This is a genomic window from Sterolibacterium denitrificans, assembly GCF_900174485.1.
Classification (GTDB): Bacteria; Pseudomonadota; Gammaproteobacteria; order Burkholderiales; family Rhodocyclaceae; genus Sterolibacterium; species Sterolibacterium denitrificans.
The window spans coordinates 2857787-2878109 of the sequence record NZ_LT837803.1; the positions used below are offsets into that span (position 1 = coordinate 2857787).

A 20323-nucleotide genomic window follows, 5' to 3' on the forward strand; every position below is an offset into this window, starting at 1 on the left:
CTCCTAGTCTGTAGCCGGGACGAGAAAGGCGGCAAGCCGATGCTCACCTGCGCGCTCCATGCCCGGCATGGGTTCAGGCGAGCGCCGTTCTCAGTCCATCTACCGAGCCTGGGGCGGACGGTGCATCCGGCCTCGCAGCGCTCCTCGGTAAGGGGACGAATTATACGTCAGCCCCGTCTTTCCGGGCAGCGGACGACAGCGCGCGCTTACAAAAGCTCGTAGGTAACGATGTCGCCCGCCTCGGCTTCGGCGAGCGGGCCGAAGGACAGGCAGCCCCGGCCGCGCAAGACGAATTCGGCATCCTGCAGGTGCAGGCCGGCCTCGGCAGCGGGCGTCACATGAGTGCCGTTGGTGCTCCGGTCGCTCAGGACATACAGGCGATGACGCAACTCGATGCGCCCGTGCTGGCGGGAAGCATGCGGACTCCGGATCACCAGGTCGCATTGCGCATCGCGCCCCATGGTCAGCATCGGCCGCTCGGGGCCCAGCACGATCTCGCGGCCATCGTGCCGCAAACGCAGCCGCGGCACGGTCATGCTGGGTGCAGATAACGAGGGTGGCGAGGATGGTGGTGCCGTCGGCTCGCCCATGTCCGAAGACGGCGTGCCGGATGCGATGTTCTGCCAGAGAACGGCGAACACCGGAATATCCTCGCCATGCAGGCTGACCGTCGCAGCACCGAGCGCCAGCGCGGCCTGGCTCAGGCTGGCCGGCAGCGCCGCGACGGTCGACGCGCTGGTCAGGACTTGCCCGCCCTTGGCCAGCCTGGCCAGACGCGCGGCAACCTTCACCGTATCGCCCGAGGAATCGTTCCCGCCCTCGACCATCGGCCCATGATGCAAGCCGATTCCCAGCGCCAGCTTGATGCCGGAAACGGCCGGCAGTTTTTCGACCCGCGACTGCATCTCGCAAGCGGCGCGCAATGCCTCTTCGGCGCCCTCGGTACCTTCGACACCTTCGGCGCCTTCAAATACGGCCATCAACCGCTCGCCGATATGCTTGACGATGCGGCCATTGAAGCTGCTGACGGCGCGCTCCATGCGGTTGAAGCAGCGCTCGAATGCCCGCGCGGCCTCAGCCTCGCCGATGCGCTCGGTCAGTCGTTTGCTGCCGGCGACATCCGCATACAGCACGCAGAGCCGCCGCTGCGCTGGCGAAACATCCTGTGCGGCGGCGTCTGCGGGCATGCTGGCGTTCATCCGTGATCGGGCGGCATCAGCGGGAGCGATGCAAGGTGATGATCTCGCCCGCATCCGCGTCATCCGACACATCCCCGGCGCATGCGCCGTCCGCGCCGGGCAATTCGTTGAACTCCTCCCGGTCGAAAGCCTTGTCGCCTTCCGGATCGGGCCGGCCCGTCGGCCGGAGACCAGCGAAGTCATACAGGCGGGGATCGGCCAGATGCGAGGGAATCACATTCTGCAGGCTGCGGAACATCGATTCGATGCGGCCGGGAAAACGCTTCTGCCACTCGGCCAGCATCTGCTTAACCTGCTTCCGCTGCAACTGCTCCTGGCTGCCGCACAGGTCGCAGGGAATGATGGGAAAGCCGCGCACCCCGGCCCAGGCGGCCAGATCCTTCTCGCTGCAATAGGCCATGGGGCGAATCACGACGTTGCGGCCATCGTCGGAGACCAGCTTGGGCGGCATGCCCTTCAGCTTGCCGCCGAAGAACATGTTGAGAAACAGCGTCTCCAGCATGTCCTCGCGATGATGGCCGAGCGCGATCTTGGTCGCGCCGAGCTCGCCGGCGACGCGATAGAGGATGCCGCGGCGCAGCCGCGAGCACAGCGAGCAGGTAGTCTTGCCTTCGGGCACCACGCGCTTGACGATGGAATAGGTGTCCTGGTTCTCGATGTGAAAGGGGATGCCCAGGCCGGTCAGGTAATCCGGCAGCACTTCGGCGGGAAAGCCCGGCTGCTTCTGATCGAGATTGACCGCCACGATGTCGAAATGAATGGGCGCATGCTCGCGCAGATAGAGCAGCACGTCGAGCATGCCGAAGGAGTCCTTGCCGCCGGACAGGCAGACCATGACCTTGTCGCCGGCTTCGATCATGTTGTAATCGGCGATCGCCTGCCCGGCATGGCGGCGCAGGCGCTTGGCCAGCTTGTTGGCTTCGAGGCGCTGTCTTTCCAGTTGGCGGACGCCGGGTGCCTGCGTGGCTTGTTTGGAAGCGGAGGTATGAAATTCTGCGGTCATGATTTCAGAGATGGATGCTGCGGCCGCCATCGACATTGATGACCTGGCCGGTGATGTAAGGCGCGTCGAACAGCAGGAAGCGCGCCGTGCGGGCAATGTCCTCGGGACTGCCCTGGCGCTGCAGCAGCGTCCGTTCGATGATGCCGGCGCGCGTATCCGCATCGAAATCCGCGCCCGCCCGGCCTTCGGGCCAGTCGATCGGGCCGGGGGCGATGGCATTCACCCGCACCTCGGGCGCCAGCTCCAGCGCCAGGGCGCGCGTCAGCCCCAGCAAACCGGCCTTGGCGGCGCAGTAGAGCGCATAGTTTTTCAGCGGCCGCTCGGCATGGATGTCGGTGAGATTGATGATCGCCCCATGACGCGCCCTGAGATGCGGCGCCGCCGCCTGGCTGAGAAACAGCGGGCCCTTGAGATTGCTGCCGACCAGCGCATCCCAGGCGGACTCGTCGATCCGTCCGAGCGGCGTGGCGTAGAAAGCCGAAGCATTATTCACCAGCGCGTCCAGGCGGCCATAGTGCTCCATCACCCCGGCGACCAAGTTCTCCAACTGCGCCGGCTGGCACAGATCCGCCGCCAGCGACAGCGCCGAACCCGCGCGCTGCCGATTGAATTCCTCGCTCAACTGCTCGGCAGCGCGGCGGGAGGTGTGATGATGGACGACGACACTCGCCCCCGCCGCATGCAGACAACGCGCGATGGCCGCACCGACGCGGCGGGCCGCGCCGGTGACGAGAATGACGGGGGTAGAGGCTTGCATAGGCGGTCAGTATACCGGCTACGGCCTGCCGGCTATTGCTGCCCGTAGCCGGCGAACCGCTCCAGCACCCGCGCCATTTCCTCGGCCGGGATCAATTTCGGCGTGCCGATCTGCAGCACGCGCCAGTATTGCTCACACAGGGTTTCGAATTCAATGGCCAGGGCCAGCGCCTGCTTCAGGTCGCGGCCGCAGACGATCATGCCGTGATGCGCCAGCAGGCAGGCGCTGCGCTCCGCCAGAGCGGCCAGCGCGGCATCCGAAAGCTCCTGGCTGCCGAACAAGGCATACGGCGCGCAGCGCACGTCGGCCCCGCCGAAGCGGGCGATCATGTAATGAAACGCCGGGATCTCCAGCGCCATGCAGGCCAGCGCCGTGGCGAAGGGGGAATGGGCATGGATGATGGCGCCGAATTCCGGCCGCGCCCGATAGATGTCGCGATGGAAACGCCATTCCGACGAAGGCTTGCGCCGGCCCTGCCACTGCCCGGCCAGGTTCATCGGCACGATGTCGTCAGGCTGCAGTTCGGCGTAGTCCATGCCGGTGGGGGTAATCAGGAAGCCGTCCTCAGCCGTATCGCTGCGCGCGCTGACGTTGCCGGCGGTGCCGCGGTTGAGGGCGGCGGCCGTCATGGCCTGCGCGGTGGCGAGTACCTGCGCGGCCAGCGTCACGCGCCTTGCTCCGAACTCGTCCGCAGCGCGTCCGGCGCATGGATGCCGGATTCAGTGATGATGCCGCTGATCAGCCCGGCCGGCGTGATGTCGAAGGCCGGATTGGCGGCGGGGCTGTCGAGCGACGCGGCCAGTTCCGCCGCGGCGCGTTCCTCGATGGGAATGTCCGCCCCGCTGGGGCAGGAAAAATCGATGGTGGATGCCGGCGCGGCGACGTAAAAAGGAATGCCGTGGGCGCGCGCGGCCAGCGCCTTGAGGTAAGTCCCGATCTTGTTGGCGGTGTCGCCATTCGCCGCGATGCGGTCGGCGCCGACGATGAGCAGGTCGACCTTGCCCTGCATCATCAGCAGCCCGGCGGCATTGTCGGCGATCAGGGTGTGGGCGATGCCGGCCTGCCGCAGTTCCCAGGCGGTGAGCCAGCCCTGGTTGCGCGGGCGCGTCTCGCTGACCCAGACATGCACCGGCAGGCCGGCCGCATGGGCGGCATGGATGGGCGCGAGCGCCGTGCCATGGGCGACGGTGGCCAGCCAGCCGGCGTTGCAGTGGGTCATCAGATCGATCCGGCCGCGCCGCCGGATCAGCGGCTCCAGCAGCGCCAGCCCATGCCGGCCGATGGCGGCATTCGCCGCGGCATCTTCGGCGGCGATGGCGCGCGCTTCCCGCCAGGCCGCCGCCCGCCGCCGATCCGGCGCCAAAGGTGCCAGCACGCGGCGCATGCGCGCCAAGGCCCAATGCAGGTTGACGGCGGTGGGACGGGTGGCGGCCAGGGTATCCAGGACATGGCCGAGCGTTGCGTCGTCGGCCGTGGCCGACAAGCCGAGCGCCACACCGTAGGCCGCCGTTGCGCCGATCAGCGGCGCACCGCGCACCTGCATGCTGCGGATGGCATGCGCCGCTTCTTCCAGCGTGGTCAGCCGAACCTGCTCGGCGCGCGCAGGCAGCCGCGTCTGGTCGAGGATCAGTACAGCTCGACGACCATTGCCGTCCTTATCCGCGCCCTCGTCCTCTTCGCTGATCGTCGGAAACATCGGCTATCTCCGGCCCGTCCAACTGGCGACCGATCAGTTGAGCCGGCCGTGACAGTGCTTGTATTTCTTGCCCGAGCCGCAGGGACAGGAATCATTGCGGCCGATCTTGTCGATCTGGCGCACCATGGGCTGCTGCGCCTGCGGCGGCTCATCGGCACCGCCGAGCGCTTCGTCGTAATCCGCATGGTGGTACTGGACATTCTCCAGTTGCGGCGGCGCCTCGACTTCCTCGATCTGTTCTTCGGAACGGATCTCGACCGTCATCAGCAGACGCGTCACCTCGGTGCGCACGGCCTGCAGCAGTCCCTCGAACAGTTCGAAGGCTTCGCGCTTGTACTCCTGCTTCGGATTCTTCTGCGCATAGCCGCGCAGATGGATGCCCTGGCGCAGGTGATCCAGCGCCGCCAGATGCTCGCGCCAGTGCGTATCCAGGTTCTGCAGCATCACGCTGCGCTCGAATCCCCGCCAGGCCTGCAGGTCGACCGTGGCCACCTTGGCGGCATAGGCCTCGTCGGCCGCCGTGAGGATGCGCGCGAGCAATGCGTCATCCTCCAGTTGCGGCTCGTTCCTGAGCCATTCGACCAGCGGCAGCTTGAGCTGCCATTCCGCGGCCAGCGTCGCTTCAAGACCGGGAATGTCCCACTGTTCCTCGACGCTCTCGGCCGGAACGTGGCTGCGGAAGACATCATGCAGCACGCCCTGGCGCATGGCGGTGATGGTTTCGGCGATATCCTCGCTGTCGAGCAGTTCGTTGCGCTGCTGATAGATCACCTTGCGCTGGTCATTGGCGACGTCGTCGTATTCCAGCAACTGCTTGCGGATGTCGAAGTTGCGCTGCTCGACCTTGCGTTGCGCCGATTCCAGCGAGCGCGTCACCAACGGATGCTCGATGGCTTCACCTTCGGGCATCTTCAGCCGCACCATGATGGTGTTCAGGCGCTCGCCGGCAAAGATCTTCAGCAGCGGATCTTCCAGCGACAGGTAGAAGCGCGAAGAGCCCCTGTCGCCCTGGCGGCCGGCGCGGCCGCGCAATTGGTTGTCGATGCGCCGCGACTCGTGACGCTCGGAGCCGATGATGTGCAGGCCGCCCGCATCGAGCACCTGCTGATGCAGCTTTTCCCAGTCGGCACGCAGCGCGGCGATCCGTTGCGCCTTCTCCTCCGCCGAAAGATTCGCCTCCTCCTCGACGGCCGCGCAGGCCCGCTCGATGTTGCCGCCCAGCACGATGTCGGTACCCCGGCCGGCCATGTTGGTGGCGATGGTGATCATGCCGGGACGACCGGCCTGGGCGACGATCTCCGCCTCGCTGGCATGCTGTTTGGCGTTCAGCACCTGATGCTTGAGTTTTTCCCTGTCGAGCAGCTTCGAGACCAGCTCGGAAGTCTCGATCGAGGTGGTGCCCACCAGCACCGGCTGGCCACGGTGCTGGCAATCCTTGATGTCATTGATGATCGCCGTGTATTTTTCCTGTGCCGTGCGGTAGATCTGATCCATGCGATCTTCGCGCACCATCGGCCGGTTGGTCGGAATGACCACGGTTTCCAGGCCATAGGTCTGGTGGAACTCGAAGGCTTCGGTATCCGCCGTGCCGGTCATGCCGGCCAGCTTCTGATACATGCGGAAGTAGTTCTGGAAAGTGATCGAGGCCAGCGTCTGATTCTCGTTCTGGATCGCCACGCCTTCCTTGGCTTCCACCGCCTGGTGCAGGCCGTCCGACCAGCGCCGGCCGGCCATCAGGCGGCCGGTGAACTCGTCGACGATGATCACCTCGCCGTCCTGCACCACATACTGCTGATCGCGGTGGAACAGGCTGTGAGCGCGCAGCGCCGCATAGAGATGATGGATCAGCAGGATGTTGGCCGGCTCGTAAAGGCTGCTGCCTTCGGCCAGCAGGCCCATGCGCGCCAGAATCTCCTCGGCATGCACATGGCCGGCTTCGGTCAGCAACACCTGATGCGCCTTCAGATCGACGGTGTAATCGCCGCTTTCCGGCTGGCCGTCCTTGGTCGCCGCCTCGCCCTGGGTGAGCAGCGGCGCCACGGTATTCATCTTCACGTAAAGATCGGTGTGGTCCTCGGCCTGGCCGGAGATGATCAGCGGAGTGCGCGCCTCATCGATGAGGATGGAATCGACTTCATCGACGATGGCGAAGTTCAGCCCGCGCTGTACCCGCTCGGCCGGGCTGTACACCATGTTGTCGCGCAGATAGTCGAAGCCGAATTCGTTGTTGGTGCCATAGGTGATGTCCGCCGCATAGGCCGCCTGCTTCTGCGCGTGGCTCATCTGCGCAAGGTTGATGCCGCAGGACAGGCCCAGAAAATTGAACAACCGCCCCATCCACTCGGCATCGCGCCGCGCCAGATAGTCATTCACCGTGATGACATGCACACCCTTGCCGGGCAGTGCATTCAGGTAACTGGCCAGCGTGGCGACCAGGGTCTTGCCCTCGCCGGTGCGCATTTCGGAAATCTTGCCCGCATGCTGGACCATGCCGCCGATCAGTTGAACGTCGAAATGGCGCATGCCGAGCACCCGCCGCCCGGCCTCGCGCACCACGGCAAACGCCTCCGGCAGCAGGGTGTCCAGCGGCTCGCCCTGCGCCAGGCGGCTGCGGAACTCGGCCGTCTTGCCCTGCAACTGCGCGTCCGTCAGCGCCTGCATGGCCGGCTCGAGCGCATTGATCTTCTTCACGGTCTGGCTGTACTGCTTTACCAGACGGTCGTTGCGGCTACCAAAAACCTTCTTGAAAAACCCGGAAATCATGAGGATGGCCCACGACGGAAAAGGGGCGATTTTAACACGCGCGGCCTGCCCGCTCCCCGTGTTTGAGCCGGGCCTTCTCCAGCCTTGCCGCATCTGGGCAAGTCCGGCCATCGGCTAAAATCACGCCATGCCCGCATCCGCCTCAGCCATCGACCCTGCCGCCGCTCATCTTGCCGGGCACTGGCGCTCCCGGCTGACCGAAGTCGGCGCTTCCGCCCATGGGACGCCAGCCAGCCTGTCGCTGCCGCGCGCGGACGAAGGCGGCATCCCGCTGGCCATCGCGGCACTGGCCGAGTTTGCCGGTGGCTGCATCCGGCGCCAGGAAACCTTGCTGCTGCTCGTGCCCGACGACGAATGGCTGCCGGAAATTTCCAACGCGCTCGATATCGAGTTACGGCCATTCTGCCTGGTCTTGCCGGATGCGGATTTTGCCGCGGCCATCACCCTGCGCGCCACGCTCTCGCTCCTGAAGAGCCGGCTGTCGCGCCCCGCGCCGGATGAACATCTTGCCTGCTGGGCAGCCCAGCGCCAGCGTCTGGAGGCGCACGCCGAACTCTGGCAGGCCACGCTGGGCTGGAGCGCGAGCGGGGTTCTGGGCGGCGCCTGGCCGGCGCGGATCGATGCGCTGTTTCCGGTACTGATCCTGCCCGTGGCCCAGGCCAGGGCGCTGCAACTGCACGAACCAGTGTCGCCTGAATCAGGCGAACCACGCGATGTGCTGCTGGCCATCCACGCCGAACGCATGCTGCACGAACTGCCACTGCTGCGAACCGCCGCGCGGCGCCTGTTGCTGTTGCGCGACCCACTGCGCGCGGCCGGCAGCACGCTGGCCCGGGTGGATCCCGGGCGCCGCCTGCGCGCCGAACTCGACATGCTGGTGCAGGAGCTTGGCGACATGGAACTGGAATTCGCCACCGCCCAGGCCGAGCTCGCCGAATTCACCCGCCGCTACCACGACCTGGTCGGCCGCCGGCTGGCCGAACTCGACCTGCTGCAGGCGCGGATCGCCCGTCATCTGGCGCGGCGCGCGCCCGCCGATGCCGCCGCCCGGCACCAGGCCCGGCGGGCGCAATCCCAGGCCGAACAATCCCGGCGCGAAAACGAACGCTTTGCCGAGCTCGACAGGGAAGCGGAAAAACCCTTCGCGCCTTCCCGCGATCTGAAGCGCCTGTTCCGCCAGCTCGCGCAGAAAATCCATCCCGATCGCGCCGAAAACGAGGCCGACCGCGCCTGGCGCACCGAACTGATGAGCGAAGCCAACCGGGCCTACCGCGCCAGCGACGAAATGGTGCTGCGCGACATCCTGGCGCAATGGCAGGCCGGCCCGGACACCCCGATCCCGCCCGGCGGCAGCGCGTCCGCACGCGGCGTCGCCGCGAATCCGCCCACCAGCGATGCGGCCACCGCCGCGCTGGAACGCGAAATCCAGCGCGTGCAGCGGCGCATCGCCGCCATCAGCGCGCAGCTCAACCGCCTGCTGGCATCGAAACTTTATGAACTGTTCGCCGCCGCCAACCTGGCGCGCAACCAGGGCCGCGATCTGCTGCAGGAAATGGCCGGCCAGTTGACGCTGCAACTGGAAGCCGCGCGCAGCCGGCTGGCGCAGCTCGCCGCAGAAACTGGCAGCACCGACTCGGGAGACGGCGCCGGCAACGCATGCGCCACGCCGCCTCAGCGATAAGCGTTGATCAGATCGCGCAGCTTGCGGGTTTCGTTGCGCGCCGCCTCGGCAAAATCCTCGCCACTGCTGGCGTACAGAATGGCGCGCGAAGAATTGATGACCAGCCCCGCGCCATCCGCGGTACGCCCGGCGCGCACCAGTTTTTCGACATCGCCGCCCTGGGCGCCGACACCCGGCACCAGGAACGGCAGGTCGCCAACCAGCGCGCGCACCCGGGCCACCTGCTCGGGCCAGGTCGCACCCAGCACCAGCATGCAGTTATTGTTGGCATTCCACTTGCGCGCCACGTTTTCGGCGACGATTTCATACAGCGGCCGGCCGTCGACGTCCAGATCCTGAAAGTCGGCCGCGCCCGGGTTCGAGGTGCGGCAAAGCACGACCACGCCCTTGTCGGCGCGACGCAGGAAGGGCTCGGCCGAGTCATGGCCCATGTATGGATTGATGGTCACCGCATCGGCGGCATAGCGATCGAAAGCCTCGACGGCGTACTGTTCGGCGGTGCTGCCGATGTCGCCGCGCTTGGCATCGAGGATGACCGGAATTGCCGGATAGTTGCAGCGAATGTAGGCAATGCTTTCCCGCAGCGCCTCTTCCGCCCCGCAGGCGGCAAAATAGGCGATCTGCGGCTTGTAGGCGCACACCAGGTCATGCGTGGCGTCGATGATGGCGCGGTTGAAGGCCAGGATGCCGGCCGCATCGCGGCTCAGGTGCGCCGGCAGACGCTGCGGATCCGGATCGAGGCCGACGCAGACCAGGGAATCGTTGGCCGCCCAGGCGGCGGCAAGTTTTTCAGCAAAACGCATGGCGGATTCCGTAACGAGGATCAGAATGCAGAATGCCGCCGATTTTACCGGCTCCGGCGCTCACAGCCGCACCGCCGGCCGTGGGCGGACGAAGAAAGACCCGTTCTGCCCTTTCATTTCTTTCGTTTCTTTACCCCCTTGAATTCCATGAATATTAGCATATACTAATGCTCATGAAGACACCCTACCGCCCTCATGCGCCCGGCCACTCGCTGCTCGTTGCCGCCGGTTTCGCGCTGACCGCCTGGCTTGCCGGCCCTGCCCTGGCGCAGACTGCTCCGGCCGCCGCGCCGGCATTGGCCACGATGACCGTCGAATTGCGCGAGGTTGCCCAGACCTATCCGGCCGAAGCCGTCGTCGAAGCCGTCAAGCAGGCCACCCTGGCCGCCCAGGTGACCGGGCGCATCCTGGAAGCGCGCGTCGATGCCGGCGACCGCGTCAAGGCCGGCGAAGTCCTGATGCGCATCGATGCCCGCGAGGCGGCTGAAGGGCTGGCCGCCGCCCGCGCCCAGCTCGGCAATGCCAAGGCCAATCTGGAGCGCGTGAAGAATCTCGTGGCGCAGAAGTTCGTCAGCCAGGCCGCGCTCGACAAGGCCGAAGCCGATTACAAGACCGCCGCCGCCAACGCCGCCCAGGCCGGCGCGACCAGCGGCCATGCCCTGATCGTCGCGCCGTTTGCCGGCGTCGTTGCCCAGCGTCTGGCCGAGGCGGGCGAAATGGCCAATCCGGGCCGCCCGCTGATCACGCTTTTCGAGCCCGGGGACATGCGCGTCGTCGCCAGCATTCCGCAATACCAGTTGGCGACCGTTCGTCAGGCGCAGCAGGGGCGGATCGAGTTTCCCGGCAGCGGCCAGTGGCTGGAAGCCAGCCGCATCGAAGTGCTGCCGACGGTGGATGCCGGCAGCCACACCGCGCGCGTGCGCCTGTATCTGGCGGAAGGCGCCGCCGCGGATGGCGGCATCGTGCCCGGCCTGTTCGCCCGCGCGCATTTCGTCACCGGCAGCGCCCGCAAGCTGCTGGTGCCCGCCGCCGCCGTGGTGCGGCGCGGCGAGCTGACCGCGCTGTATGTGGTCACGCCGCAAGGCCAGCCGCGCCTGCGTCAGGTGAGACTGGGAGAAGTGCAGGCGGGTGGCGACATCGAAGTCCTGGCCGGCCTTTCACCCGGCGAGAAGATCGCCCTCGATCCGCTCAAGGCCGGCTTCCAGGCTGCCCGGACGCAACCGCGTTGATCCCTGCAAATCCTCCAGACCTTCGTCCCTGAAATGAACATCTCCGGCCGCATCGCCGCCACCTTCCAGCGTCACTCGCTGACGCCGCTGATCGCGCTGGTCGCGCTCCTCTTCGGCGTCTTCGCCGTGCTGGTCACACCGCGCGAGGAAGAGCCGCAGATCAACGTGACCATGGCGAATGTCCTGATCCCCTTCCCCGGCGCGTCGGCCAAGGATGTCGAAGCGCTCGTCGCCCGCCCGGCGGAACAGGTGCTGGCGCGCATCTCCGGCATCGAGCACGTGTATTCCGTCTCGCGGCCGGGCATGGCGGTGATCACCGTGCAGTACGAGGTCGGCGAGGATCATACCCAGGCGCTGGTGCGCCTCTACGACACCATCCACTCGAATCGCGACTGGCTCTCGCCCCAGCTCGGCGTGCTGGAACCCATCGTCAAGCCGAAGAGCATCGACGACGTGCCCATCGTCAGCCTGACCTTGTGGAACAAGGATGCGCCGGGCGGCGCCTTCGAGCTGCAGCAGGTGGCGCGCGCCGCCGAAATCGAACTGAAGCGCATCGCCGGCACGCGCGACGTCGTCACCATCGGCGGGCCGGGCCATGTGATCCGCGTGGTCATCGACGCCGAACGGATGAATGCGCATGCCGTCACCGCCCAGGACATCCGCGCCGCGCTGCAGCTATCGAATGCGGCCCAGCCGTCCGGCACCCTGGTCAGCGGCAACCGCGAAATCCTCGTGGAGACCGGCACCTACATCGAGTCGGCCGCCGACGTGAAGCGTCTGGTCGTCGGCGTGCATGGGGATCGTCCGGTGTTCATGGCCGACGTCGCCGACATCCTCGACGGCCCGGATCAGCCTTCGCGCTACGTCTGGCACGCCGATCGCGAACATGGCGAGCTGCCGGCCGTGACCTTGTCGATTTCCAAGAAGCCCGGCGTGAATGCGGCCGACGTGGCGAATGCGGTGATTGCCCGCGCCGAGGCGCTGAAAGGCACGGTGATTCCCGACGGCGTCGAATTCACCGTCACCCGCAACTACGGCGCCACCGCCACCGAAAAGGCGGAAAAGCTGATCGGCAAGCTGATCTTCGCCACCGCCTTCGTCGTTCTGCTGGTGCTCTTCGCGCTGGGCCGCCGCGAAGCCGTCATCGTCGGCCTGGCGGTGACCCTGACCCTGGCGGCGACGCTGTTCGCTTCCTGGGCCTGGGGTTTCACCCTCAACCGCGTCTCGCTGTTCGCCCTGATCTTTTCCATCGGCATCCTCGTCGACGATGCCATCGTGGTGGTCGAGAACATCCATCGCCATCACGCCCTGGAACCCGGCAAGCCGCTCTGGCGGATCATTCCCGGCGCGGTCGATGAGGTCGGCGGACCGACCATCCTCGCCACCTTCACGGTGATTGCCGCGCTGCTGCCGATGGCCTTCGTCAGCGGCCTGATGGGGCCGTACATGAGCCCGATCCCGATCAATGCCTCGATGGGCATGTTCCTCTCGCTGCTGATCGCCTTCATCATCACGCCCTGGCTGGCCTTGAAGCTGATGAAGCCCCAGGCGGCCCGGCATGATCGCGAAGCCGAAGCCGGCACCGCCGGTACGCGTCTGGATCGCCTGTTCCGCCGCGTCCTGTCGCCCTTCCTCGACGAGCGCGATGCACGGCGCGGCAAGGCGGCGCGGCGCATGCTCTGGCTGGGCATCCTCGCAGCCATCGCCCTCTCGGTCTCGCTGACCGCAGTCAAGCTGGTGGTGCTGAAAATGCTGCCCTTCGACAACAAGAGCGAATTCCAGGTGGTGCTCGACATGCCGGTGGGCACGCCGGTCGAGGAAACCGCCCGCGTGCTGCGCGAAATCGGCGCCCATCTGGCGACGGTCGAGGAAGTCAGCGACTGGCAGGCTTACGCCGGCACCGCCAGCCCGATCAATTTCAACGGCCTGGTGCGTCAGTATTACCTGCGCAGCAATGCCGAAATGGGCGACCTCCAGGTGAATCTCGTCGACAAGCACTTGCGCAACCGGCAAAGCCACGAGATCGCCGTCGCCGTGCGCGACGAGGTGATGGCGATTGCCGCGCGCCACAACGGCAATGCCAAGGTGGTGGAAGTGCCGCCCGGCCCGCCGGTGCTCTCGCCCATCGTCGCCGAAGTCTACGGCCCCGACTACGCCGGACAGATCGCCCTGGCGAAGAAAATCCGCGCCGAGTTCGCCGCGACGGCCGGCATCATCGGCATCGACGACAGCAGCAGCGCGCCCACCGACAAACGCGTACTGCGCGTGAATCAGGCCAAGGCCGCCCTGCTGGGCGTGAGCCAGGCGGACATCGTCGATACCATGCGGATCGCCCTGGCCGGCGAGGACGTCACGCCGGTGCATGGCGGCGATGCGAAATACGAGATTCCGGTGCACATCACCTTGCCGGAAACCCAGAAGGACGCCATCGAAAATCTGCTGCGCCTGCGGGTGCGTGCCCGCGATGGCCGCCTGGTACCGATTGCCGAACTGGTCGAAACGCGTACGGCGCCCAGCGAGCAAGCCATCTTCCACAAGGATCTGCTGCCGGTGGTATATGTCACTGCCGACATGGGCGGCCGCCTGGATTCGCCGCTCTACGGCATGTTCGATATTCGCTCCCGGCTTGCCGGCATGACGCTGGACGACCTGCCCGGCGGCGGCGAACTGGCGGAATATTTCATCCGCCAGCCGGACGATCCCTATGCCGGCTACAGCCTGAAGTGGGACGGCGAATGGCAGATCACCTACGAAACCTTCCGCGACATGGGCGCGGCCTACGCCGTCGGCCTGATTCTCATCTATCTGCTGGTGGTGGCCCAGTTCAAGAGCTATCTGGCGCCGCTGATCATCATGGCGCCGATCCCGCTGACCGTCATCGGCGTGCTGCCGGGCCATGCCATCGCCGGCAGCCAGTTCACCGCCACGTCGATGATCGGCATGATCGCCCTGGCCGGCATCATCGTGCGCAACTCCATCCTGCTGGTCGATTTCATCAACCACCAGCTCGCCACCGGGGTGGAATTCACCGAAGCCGTCATCCAGGCGGCCGTCGTCCGCGCCAAGCCGATCGCGCTGACCGGCCTGGCCGCCATGCTCGGCGCCCTGTTCATCCTCGACGATCCCATCTTCAACGGCCTGGCACTGGCGCTGATCTTCGGCATTCTGGTCTCCACCCTGCTGACCCTGGTGGTGATCCCCGTCCTGTATTACGCCGCTTTCCGCAAGCGCGTCCAGCACCTTCGCGATTCACTCAATGCAGAAAAGGAGCAGACATCATGACCGTCAATCAACTGATCCGCATCTTCGCCGGCAGCTTCATCACGCTGTCGCTGGCGCTGGGCGTCGAAGCCAGCCCGCTGTTCGTCAGCCAGAACTGGCTGTGGTTCACCCTGTTCGTCGGCGCCAATCTGTTCCAGAGCGGCTTTTCCCGTTTCTGTCCGCTGGAAAGCCTGCTGCGCAAGCTGGGCGTGAAGGAAGAATCCAGTTGCGGCAGCGGCTGCGCCTGAACGCCCGGCAACATGAACGGCAAACCATCACGCAGCTTCGGCGCCCTCATCATCGGCGACGAAATCATCCGCGGCAAGCGTCAGGACAAGCATTTCCAGCGGCTCGTCGACACACTGGCCGCGCGCGGCCTGCATCTGACCTGGAGCCTGTACGTCGCCGATGAGCGTCCCCGCCTGATCGAAATCCTGCGGCGCACGCTGCAATCCGCCGACGTCGTCTTCAGCTTCGGCGGCATCGGCGTCACGCCGGACGACCACACGCGCCAGGCCGCTGCCGCCGCCGCTGGCGTGAGCCTGCAACTGCATCCCGATGCCGAAACGGAAATCCGCGCCTACTGCGCCCAACAGCACATCGAGGTGACGCCGCAGCGCCTGCTGCTTGGCGAACTGCCCGCCGGCAGTCGCATCGTGCCCAATCCGGTCAACCACATGCCGGGCTTTTCATTGGGCGATCACCATTTCTACCCCGGCTTTCCGCAAATGGCCTGGCCGATGCTGGAGTGGACGCTGGAGACCTACTACCAGGCCGAGTTTCACGCCGTGCCTGAAAGCGAGCAATCCATCTACATACAGGACGGCATGGAAGGTCCGCTGTTGCCACTGATGCAGATGATAGAAACGAAATACCGGCAGGCTCATCTGTTCAGCCTGCCGTCCCTCGGCGATACCGCACGTGGCCGCACGCTGGAGCTGGGCATGCGCGGCGAACCGGCGCAGGTGGCCGCCGCGATGATCGAAATCCGCGCTGAAGTGACGCGTCTGGGTTTCATCTGGAAAGAGGCGGCGGCAACGGCCTCCGCGCACCCTGCGCCCTCTCCTTCCGATTCCTCTGGATAAAAAAACCCGGCGTCTAGCGCCGGGCTGAAACCAGCCAAGACGGCTGGAGGAGGAGACGGTACAGATACAGCAGCGCGCTCAGGCGGCTTTGCGGCCTTTCGCGGCAGCGGTCGAAGCGGTGCCGACGGCCTTGACGGTGGCGTTGGTGGCGGCGGCAACGTTGGCTTCGGCGATTTCGGCAACCTGCTTGGCAGCCTTGCTGATGCTGTCGTAAGCGGAGTTGGCGGCGGCGATGGCCGACTTCACGGCAGCAACGGCAACGTCGGAACCGGCCGGGGCGTTCTTGCTCGCCTTGTCGAGGGCAGTGGCCACGGTCTTGTTGGCTTCGGTGAATTGCGCTTCGACGATCTTGGAAATTTCTTCCTGCGTCTGGGCAGCGATTTCATACAGGCTGCGCGAGTAGGCCACGGCCTTCTCGACGGACGGCTGGGCCAGCGTGGTCTGCAGGGCCACCAGTTCCTGGATGTCCTTCACACCGAGGATGGCCTTGGTGTTGGCGACGCTGTCTTCCAGCAGGCTGCGGGCGGTGTTCAGGTTCAGGGCGGCGAAACGCTCGGCGCTGGCAAAAGCGGTGTTGGCCAGGTTCAGCAGGGCTTCGACGTTGGCTTTGTTGGTGCTGGCAAATTGTTCGGTTGCGTTAAACATGTTCGTATCTCCCAGAATGTGAAGGTAGGTCGTCAAATGGCGGCGCTAAATTTCATTGCTGAGCCGCCTGAACTCTGCTGCCTTCCAGTCGGCTGTTACCGTAACCCTGCGAACTGCCTTGCCGGTCACGATTGCTGCACTGCATTACGATTCGGATTATAGGCGGGCGATTCACCTTGTCAAGCCTTTTTTGCGCACTGCACAAAAATATTTTGAAATCGGTGATTCGGTACTTGTGATTGTTTTTAAACGATTTTTGCACATCAAGCGCCAGATCATGGTCTTTATTTGTGGCAATGCACAAAATTATCCATCCGCTATTGCCCATGCTGGACGCGAGTTCGTCTTGCGGCACCGCACCAGAACGCCGGGCGGAATACAGGGCGCCTCGATGATGGGCCACCAGGGGGCAGCGGGTGATGTGGCTAGATGGGCAGCGCACTGGCGCATGATCCGCTGAAGCGTCTGCCCAGGACGCGCATGCGTCCGTGCAGGGAATCGACGACGAAGGAACGGCCCGTTATCCGCCTGAAACGGGGACGCCTCCTGGCATACGCTGGCGGCCGGCGTTCAGCGGTTACTGAATTCCGGCTTGCGCTTCTCGATGAAAGCGGCCATGCCTTCCTTTTGATCCTGCATGGCAAAGGTCGAATGGAAGCTGCGGCGCTCGAACAGCAGGCCTTCCTGCAGCGCCGACTCGTAGGCGCGATTGACCGATTCCTTGATCATCATCACCACCGGCAAGGAGTGGCTGGCGATCTTCCCGGCAGTGGCCAGTGCCTCCTCGACCAGCTTGTCCGCCGGCACGATGCGCGCAACCAGGCCGGCGCGCTCGGCTTCGGCGGCGTCCATGGTACGGCCCGTCAGGCACAGCTCCATGGCCTTGGCCTTGCCCACGGCGCGCGGCAGGCGCTGCGTGCCGCCGGCGCCGGGCAGGATGCCGAGCTTGACTTCGGGCTGGCCGAACTGGGCGGTATCGGCAGCGATGATGAAGTCGCACATCATCGCCAGCTCGCAACCGCCGCCCAGCGCGTAGCCGGCCACGGCGGCGATCATCGGCTTGCGGCAGCGCGCGACGCGATCCCAGTTGGCGCTGATGTAGTTGCCCTTGTAGACGTCCATGAAGCCGAAATCCTTCATGGCGCCGATGTCGGCGCCGGCAGCGAAAGCTTTCTCCGAGCCGGTGATGACGATGCAGCCGATCGCCTCGTCGGCCTCGAAACCGTCGAGCGCGCGGCCGATCTCGTCGATCAGCGCGTCGTTGAGCGCATTCAGCGCCTGCGGCCGGTTGAGCGTGATCAGGCCCACCTTGCCATGCGTCCTTGCGATGATGTTTTCGAAATTCATGGTCATGGGGTTTCGTCCTCGTTCTGATGGGTATTGGAAATCCGGGCGCCGCTCCTGAGCGCGGGCGCGCCTGCCGGCGTCTCGGCAGCAGAGGAAGCGGAGGAAGCAGCGGCGGCATTGTCGCGCGACTTCGGCTGGATCACGGCACGGACGCGCTGGCTGCTGCCGGCGGCGGCCCCCTCCGGATTGCTGCTCACCACGTAGTTCTCCGTGCGGCCGTCGTAGAGGATGTATTCGCCACGCACCTCGTCGTTACCGCTCCTGACGTAGGCTCTCACGAAAAACTCGGTCTTCTCGGCCTTGCCGTCATGCACGATGCGTTCCGCCTCGCCATCGACGTATTCGTCCTTGCCCTCGCGCTTCTGGCGAAAGTGCGCCAATCCTTTGGCGCCTCCGGTGGCAACGCCTCGCTGGAAGCCTTCGGCGTCCTGGGTAACGACGAGTCTTTCGCAGCGGATCAGCAGCGTTCCCTGCATCAACTGCACATTGCCTTCGAGGATGTGCTGCTTCTTTGCATCGTCGATGATGATACGGTCCGCTTCCAGATTGACCGGCTTGTCGCGATCCGCCTTTTCGGCGCAGGCCAGCCCGGGGAAAATGCCACTCAAGGCCAGCAAAGTCAGCAGAGTCAGAGGTTTCATGCGATGGCCTCGGTTCAGGGGGCGCGCTGCAAGCTGCCTTGCACACGGCCCAGCAGGGTAAATTTCTGCGTGCGGTTATTGGCTTCCAGGCCGCTGCCGTGCAACCGGCTGCGGCCATGAAGGACGGTCACCGGCGTCGCGGTACGGGCGATTTCATCGTCGGGATAGACGCGCAGTTCGGCTGTCTCCATGACCAGCGCCGGTTCGTCGATGCCGGCCGCGCGCACCATGCGCACATCATCCATCAGACGCACTTCCTTGCCCTCCGGGCTGATCCAGGCATGCCGCGCATCGATGTACAGCGGCGGCGTACTGCGCGCGTAGAAGACGGTCGGCGTCGTCACCTCGGTCGTGTCGTCGTCAGGGTAATGCAGCATCTTTGCCGCTCTCAGCGTGTGTTGCAGCTTGCCCTCGGGATCGAAGCGGCGCGTCGTGAAATTGTCGATCACGAAATCCGGATCATGGCGCTGCCGGCCATCGCCGACACCCTCTTCCATCCGGCTGGCGCGATCCAGCCAGAACGTGCCGCCCGCCAGCAAGGCCAGCAGCAACAGCGGCAGCAGCGGTGCTACCGAAAGTTTCACCGTCCGGCTCCAAACTCGGGCTCGGGCGGCAGATAGGCGGCCAGCGCGTCGTCCAGCCTGCCCTGGGCGGCCAGTATCAATTCGCAGACTTCACGCACGGCGCCGCGCCCGGCGGCGGCCGTCGTCACGTGATCGACGCGCTGGCGGACGGCCGCATGGCCATTCGGCACACTGGCGGAAAAGCCGCAGGCCAGCAGCAAGGGCAGGTCGACCACATCGTCGCCCATGTAACCGGCCTCGGCAAAATCCAGTCCGCGTTCGGCCAGCAACTGGCGCATGGCGCCACGCTTGTCCTCGACCCCCTGCAGCAGCAACTCGATGCCGAGATTGGCGGCGCGCAGCTCCACCGCGCGCGAACGCCGGCCGGTGATGATGGCGAGGATCACGCCGCTGTCGGCGAGCATCTTCAGGCCATGCCCATCGAGGGTGTTGAAACCCTTCATTTCGTCGCCCTGCGAAGTAAACCAGAGCGTGCCGTCGGTCATCACGCCATCGACATCGAAGCCCATCAGGCGGAGCTTCCCGGCCTTGGCCCGGACGCGCGGATCCATTGAATCCGGACTCGGGATCGGCGCATTCACGTCCATGCTCAAACCACCTTGGCGCGAAACAGGTCGTGCATGGTCAGCGCGCCGCAGAGCGTACCGGCCGCATCGACGACCGGCAACTGGGAAATCTTGTGCTCCTCCATCAACTGCACGGCCTCGACCGCCAGCTTCTCCGGCACGATGCTGCGCGGCGCGCGCGTCATCACCGTGCCGACCGCCGTATCGCGCAGATCGCCGAGCGTCTGCAGCGCACGGCGCAGGTCGCCGTCGGTGAAGATGCCGCTGAGCCGGCCGGCGGCATCCTGCACCAGCACCATGCCCATGCCACCACGCGAACTGGCGGCCAGCACGTCGACGATGCCCGCCGCCTCCGTTACCAGCGGCACCTGCGCCAGCGGCCGCATGACGTCGCGGACATGCGTCAGCAGACGGCGGCCGAGCGAGCCGCCGGGGTGCGAGCGGGCGAAATCCGCCGCGCCGAAACCGCGCGCATCGAGCAGGGCCACCGCCAGCGCATCGCCCAGCGCCAGCGCGGCCGTGGTGCTGGCCGTCGGCGCGAGATTGAGCGAGCAGGCTTCCTCCTTGACGCCGGCATCGAGATAGACATCGGCTTCACGCGCCAGGGAAGAGGCGGCATTGCCGCAAATGACGATCAACAGGCCGCCTTCGCGCTTGATCAGCGGCACGATGGTCAGCAGTTCGTCGCTCTCGCCGGAGTTGGAAATGGCAATGAGGATGTCGTTGCTGGTGATCATTCCCAGATCGCCATGCACTGCTTCGGCGGCATGGACGAAATAGGCGGGCGTGCCGGTGCTGGCCAGGGTGGCGGCGATCTTGCGCCCGACATGGCCGGACTTGCCCAGACCGCAGACGATCACCCGGCCACGGCAGGCAAGAATCAGGTCGATGGCCCGCAGAAAATCCGCCCCCAGCCTTTGCTGCAGAGCGGCAACCGCTTCGGCTTCGATCTGCAGGACGCGCTGCGCCATGGCGATCGAGCGGGAAGCGGAGGCGGTGAAATTTGCTTCGGGAGCGCCGGTTTGGCCCATGGGAATGTTACATTTGCGAAGTGGTGAATTAT

At 65.6% G+C, this 20323-nt stretch carries 19 protein-coding genes and 1 riboswitch; of the genes, 6 read left to right on the forward strand and 13 right to left on the reverse strand.

Going from position 1 to position 20323, the window contains the following annotated elements:
- Positions 1-72: 72 nt before the first annotated feature.
- Positions 73-152, reverse strand: a riboswitch (S-adenosyl-L-homocysteine riboswitch).
- A 54-nt stretch (positions 153-206) separates the two neighbouring features.
- Genes SDENCHOL_RS12890 through secA form a run of 6 tightly spaced genes read right to left on the reverse strand, consistent with a single transcriptional unit; the run spans position 207 to position 7418 of the window.
- A complete protein-coding gene (locus SDENCHOL_RS12890; RefSeq protein WP_160329883.1) occupies positions 207-1187 on the reverse strand; it encodes an adenylate/guanylate cyclase domain-containing protein in 981 nt (326 codons plus the stop codon).
- A gap of 28 nt (positions 1188-1215) precedes the next feature.
- Positions 1216-2202, reverse strand: a complete 987-nt coding sequence (gene ttcA, locus SDENCHOL_RS12895) for a tRNA 2-thiocytidine(32) synthetase TtcA (protein WP_067170778.1) — start codon at positions 2200-2202, stop codon at positions 1216-1218.
- A 4-nt stretch (positions 2203-2206) separates the two neighbouring features.
- Entirely contained in the window at positions 2207-2959 is a 753-nt protein-coding gene (locus SDENCHOL_RS12900; RefSeq protein WP_067170416.1) for a pteridine reductase, read from the reverse strand.
- 32 nt (positions 2960-2991) lie between these two features.
- The gene (locus SDENCHOL_RS12905; RefSeq protein WP_269084065.1) at positions 2992-3627 is read right to left on the reverse strand and encodes a class II aldolase/adducin family protein; all 636 of its coding nucleotides are present in this window, start codon (positions 3625-3627) and stop codon (positions 2992-2994) included.
- Positions 3624-4655 carry an S-methyl-5-thioribose-1-phosphate isomerase gene (mtnA, locus tag SDENCHOL_RS12910; protein WP_067170419.1) on the reverse strand — a complete coding sequence of 344 codons (1032 nt, stop codon included), beginning with the start codon at positions 4653-4655 and terminating at the stop codon, positions 3624-3626. Before mtnA ends, SDENCHOL_RS12905 begins: the two co-directional genes overlap by 4 nt.
- A 33-nt stretch (positions 4656-4688) precedes the next feature.
- A complete protein-coding gene (gene secA, locus SDENCHOL_RS12915) occupies positions 4689-7418 on the reverse strand; it encodes a preprotein translocase subunit SecA (RefSeq protein ID WP_067170422.1) in 2730 nt (909 codons plus the stop codon).
- 127 nt (positions 7419-7545) lie between these two features.
- On the opposite strand from secA, the gene SDENCHOL_RS12920 reads away from it, so the two are divergent.
- Positions 7546-9099, forward strand: a complete 1554-nt coding sequence (locus tag SDENCHOL_RS12920) for a J domain-containing protein (RefSeq protein ID WP_067170425.1) — start codon at positions 7546-7548, stop codon at positions 9097-9099.
- On the opposite strand, the gene pyrF is transcribed toward SDENCHOL_RS12920, so the two are convergent.
- Complete coding sequence (pyrF, locus tag SDENCHOL_RS12925) at positions 9090-9902, reverse strand: orotidine-5'-phosphate decarboxylase (protein WP_067170427.1); 813 nt, start codon at positions 9900-9902, stop codon at positions 9090-9092. The two genes, SDENCHOL_RS12920 and pyrF, sit on opposite strands and share 10 nt — an antisense overlap.
- Before the next feature lie 173 nt (positions 9903-10075).
- Between pyrF and SDENCHOL_RS12930 the strand changes: the two genes are divergently transcribed.
- From SDENCHOL_RS12930 to SDENCHOL_RS12945, 4 genes are read left to right on the forward strand one after another with little or no spacing between them, the layout of a single operon-like run.
- Positions 10076-11131, forward strand: a complete 1056-nt coding sequence (locus SDENCHOL_RS12930; protein WP_083522882.1) for an efflux RND transporter periplasmic adaptor subunit — start codon at positions 10076-10078, stop codon at positions 11129-11131.
- 33 nt (positions 11132-11164) lie between these two features.
- Positions 11165-14413 (forward strand): efflux RND transporter permease subunit, encoded by a 3249-nt coding sequence (locus SDENCHOL_RS12935; RefSeq protein ID WP_154717256.1) that lies wholly within the window; start codon positions 11165-11167, stop codon positions 14411-14413.
- A complete protein-coding gene (locus tag SDENCHOL_RS12940; RefSeq protein ID WP_067170431.1) occupies positions 14410-14640 on the forward strand; it encodes a YgaP family membrane protein in 231 nt (76 codons plus the stop codon). The genes SDENCHOL_RS12935 and SDENCHOL_RS12940 overlap by 4 nt, the downstream gene beginning before the upstream one ends.
- Positions 14641-14652: 12 nt before the next feature.
- Positions 14653-15477 carry a competence/damage-inducible protein A gene (locus SDENCHOL_RS12945; protein ID WP_067170434.1) on the forward strand — a complete coding sequence of 275 codons (825 nt, stop codon included), beginning with the start codon at positions 14653-14655 and terminating at the stop codon, positions 15475-15477.
- 78 nt (positions 15478-15555) lie between these two features.
- Here SDENCHOL_RS12945 and SDENCHOL_RS14655 read toward each other — a convergent pair whose 3' ends face one another.
- A complete protein-coding gene (locus SDENCHOL_RS14655) occupies positions 15556-16122 on the reverse strand; it encodes a phasin family protein (RefSeq protein ID WP_067170785.1) in 567 nt (188 codons plus the stop codon).
- Positions 16123-16177: 55 nt separating this feature from the next.
- Between SDENCHOL_RS14655 and SDENCHOL_RS12955 the strand changes: the two genes are divergently transcribed.
- On the forward strand, positions 16178-16582 hold the full coding sequence (locus tag SDENCHOL_RS12955; RefSeq protein WP_153011279.1) for a hypothetical protein: 405 nt from the start codon (positions 16178-16180) through the stop codon (positions 16580-16582).
- Positions 16583-16692: 110 nt separating this feature from the next.
- Here the strand turns inward: SDENCHOL_RS12955 and SDENCHOL_RS12960 are convergent, their stop codons facing one another.
- From SDENCHOL_RS12960 to SDENCHOL_RS12980, 5 genes are read right to left on the reverse strand one after another with little or no spacing between them, the layout of a single operon-like run.
- Positions 16693-17475 (reverse strand): enoyl-CoA hydratase, encoded by a 783-nt coding sequence (locus SDENCHOL_RS12960; protein ID WP_197706917.1) that lies wholly within the window; start codon positions 17473-17475, stop codon positions 16693-16695.
- Complete coding sequence (lptA, locus tag SDENCHOL_RS12965) at positions 17472-18110, reverse strand: lipopolysaccharide transport periplasmic protein LptA (RefSeq protein WP_067170436.1); 639 nt, start codon at positions 18108-18110, stop codon at positions 17472-17474. The genes SDENCHOL_RS12960 and lptA overlap by 4 nt, the downstream gene beginning before the upstream one ends.
- Before the next feature lie 14 nt (positions 18111-18124).
- Positions 18125-18694, reverse strand: a complete 570-nt coding sequence (gene lptC, locus SDENCHOL_RS12970) for an LPS export ABC transporter periplasmic protein LptC (protein ID WP_067170438.1) — start codon at positions 18692-18694, stop codon at positions 18125-18127.
- Positions 18691-19245, reverse strand: coding sequence for a KdsC family phosphatase (locus SDENCHOL_RS12975; protein WP_067170790.1), 555 nt, complete (start codon positions 19243-19245; stop codon positions 18691-18693). The genes lptC and SDENCHOL_RS12975 overlap by 4 nt, the downstream gene beginning before the upstream one ends.
- Positions 19246-19283: 38 nt before the next feature.
- Positions 19284-20291 carry a KpsF/GutQ family sugar-phosphate isomerase gene (locus SDENCHOL_RS12980; protein ID WP_067170440.1) on the reverse strand — a complete coding sequence of 336 codons (1008 nt, stop codon included), beginning with the start codon at positions 20289-20291 and terminating at the stop codon, positions 19284-19286.
- Positions 20292-20323: the final 32 nt, after the last annotated feature.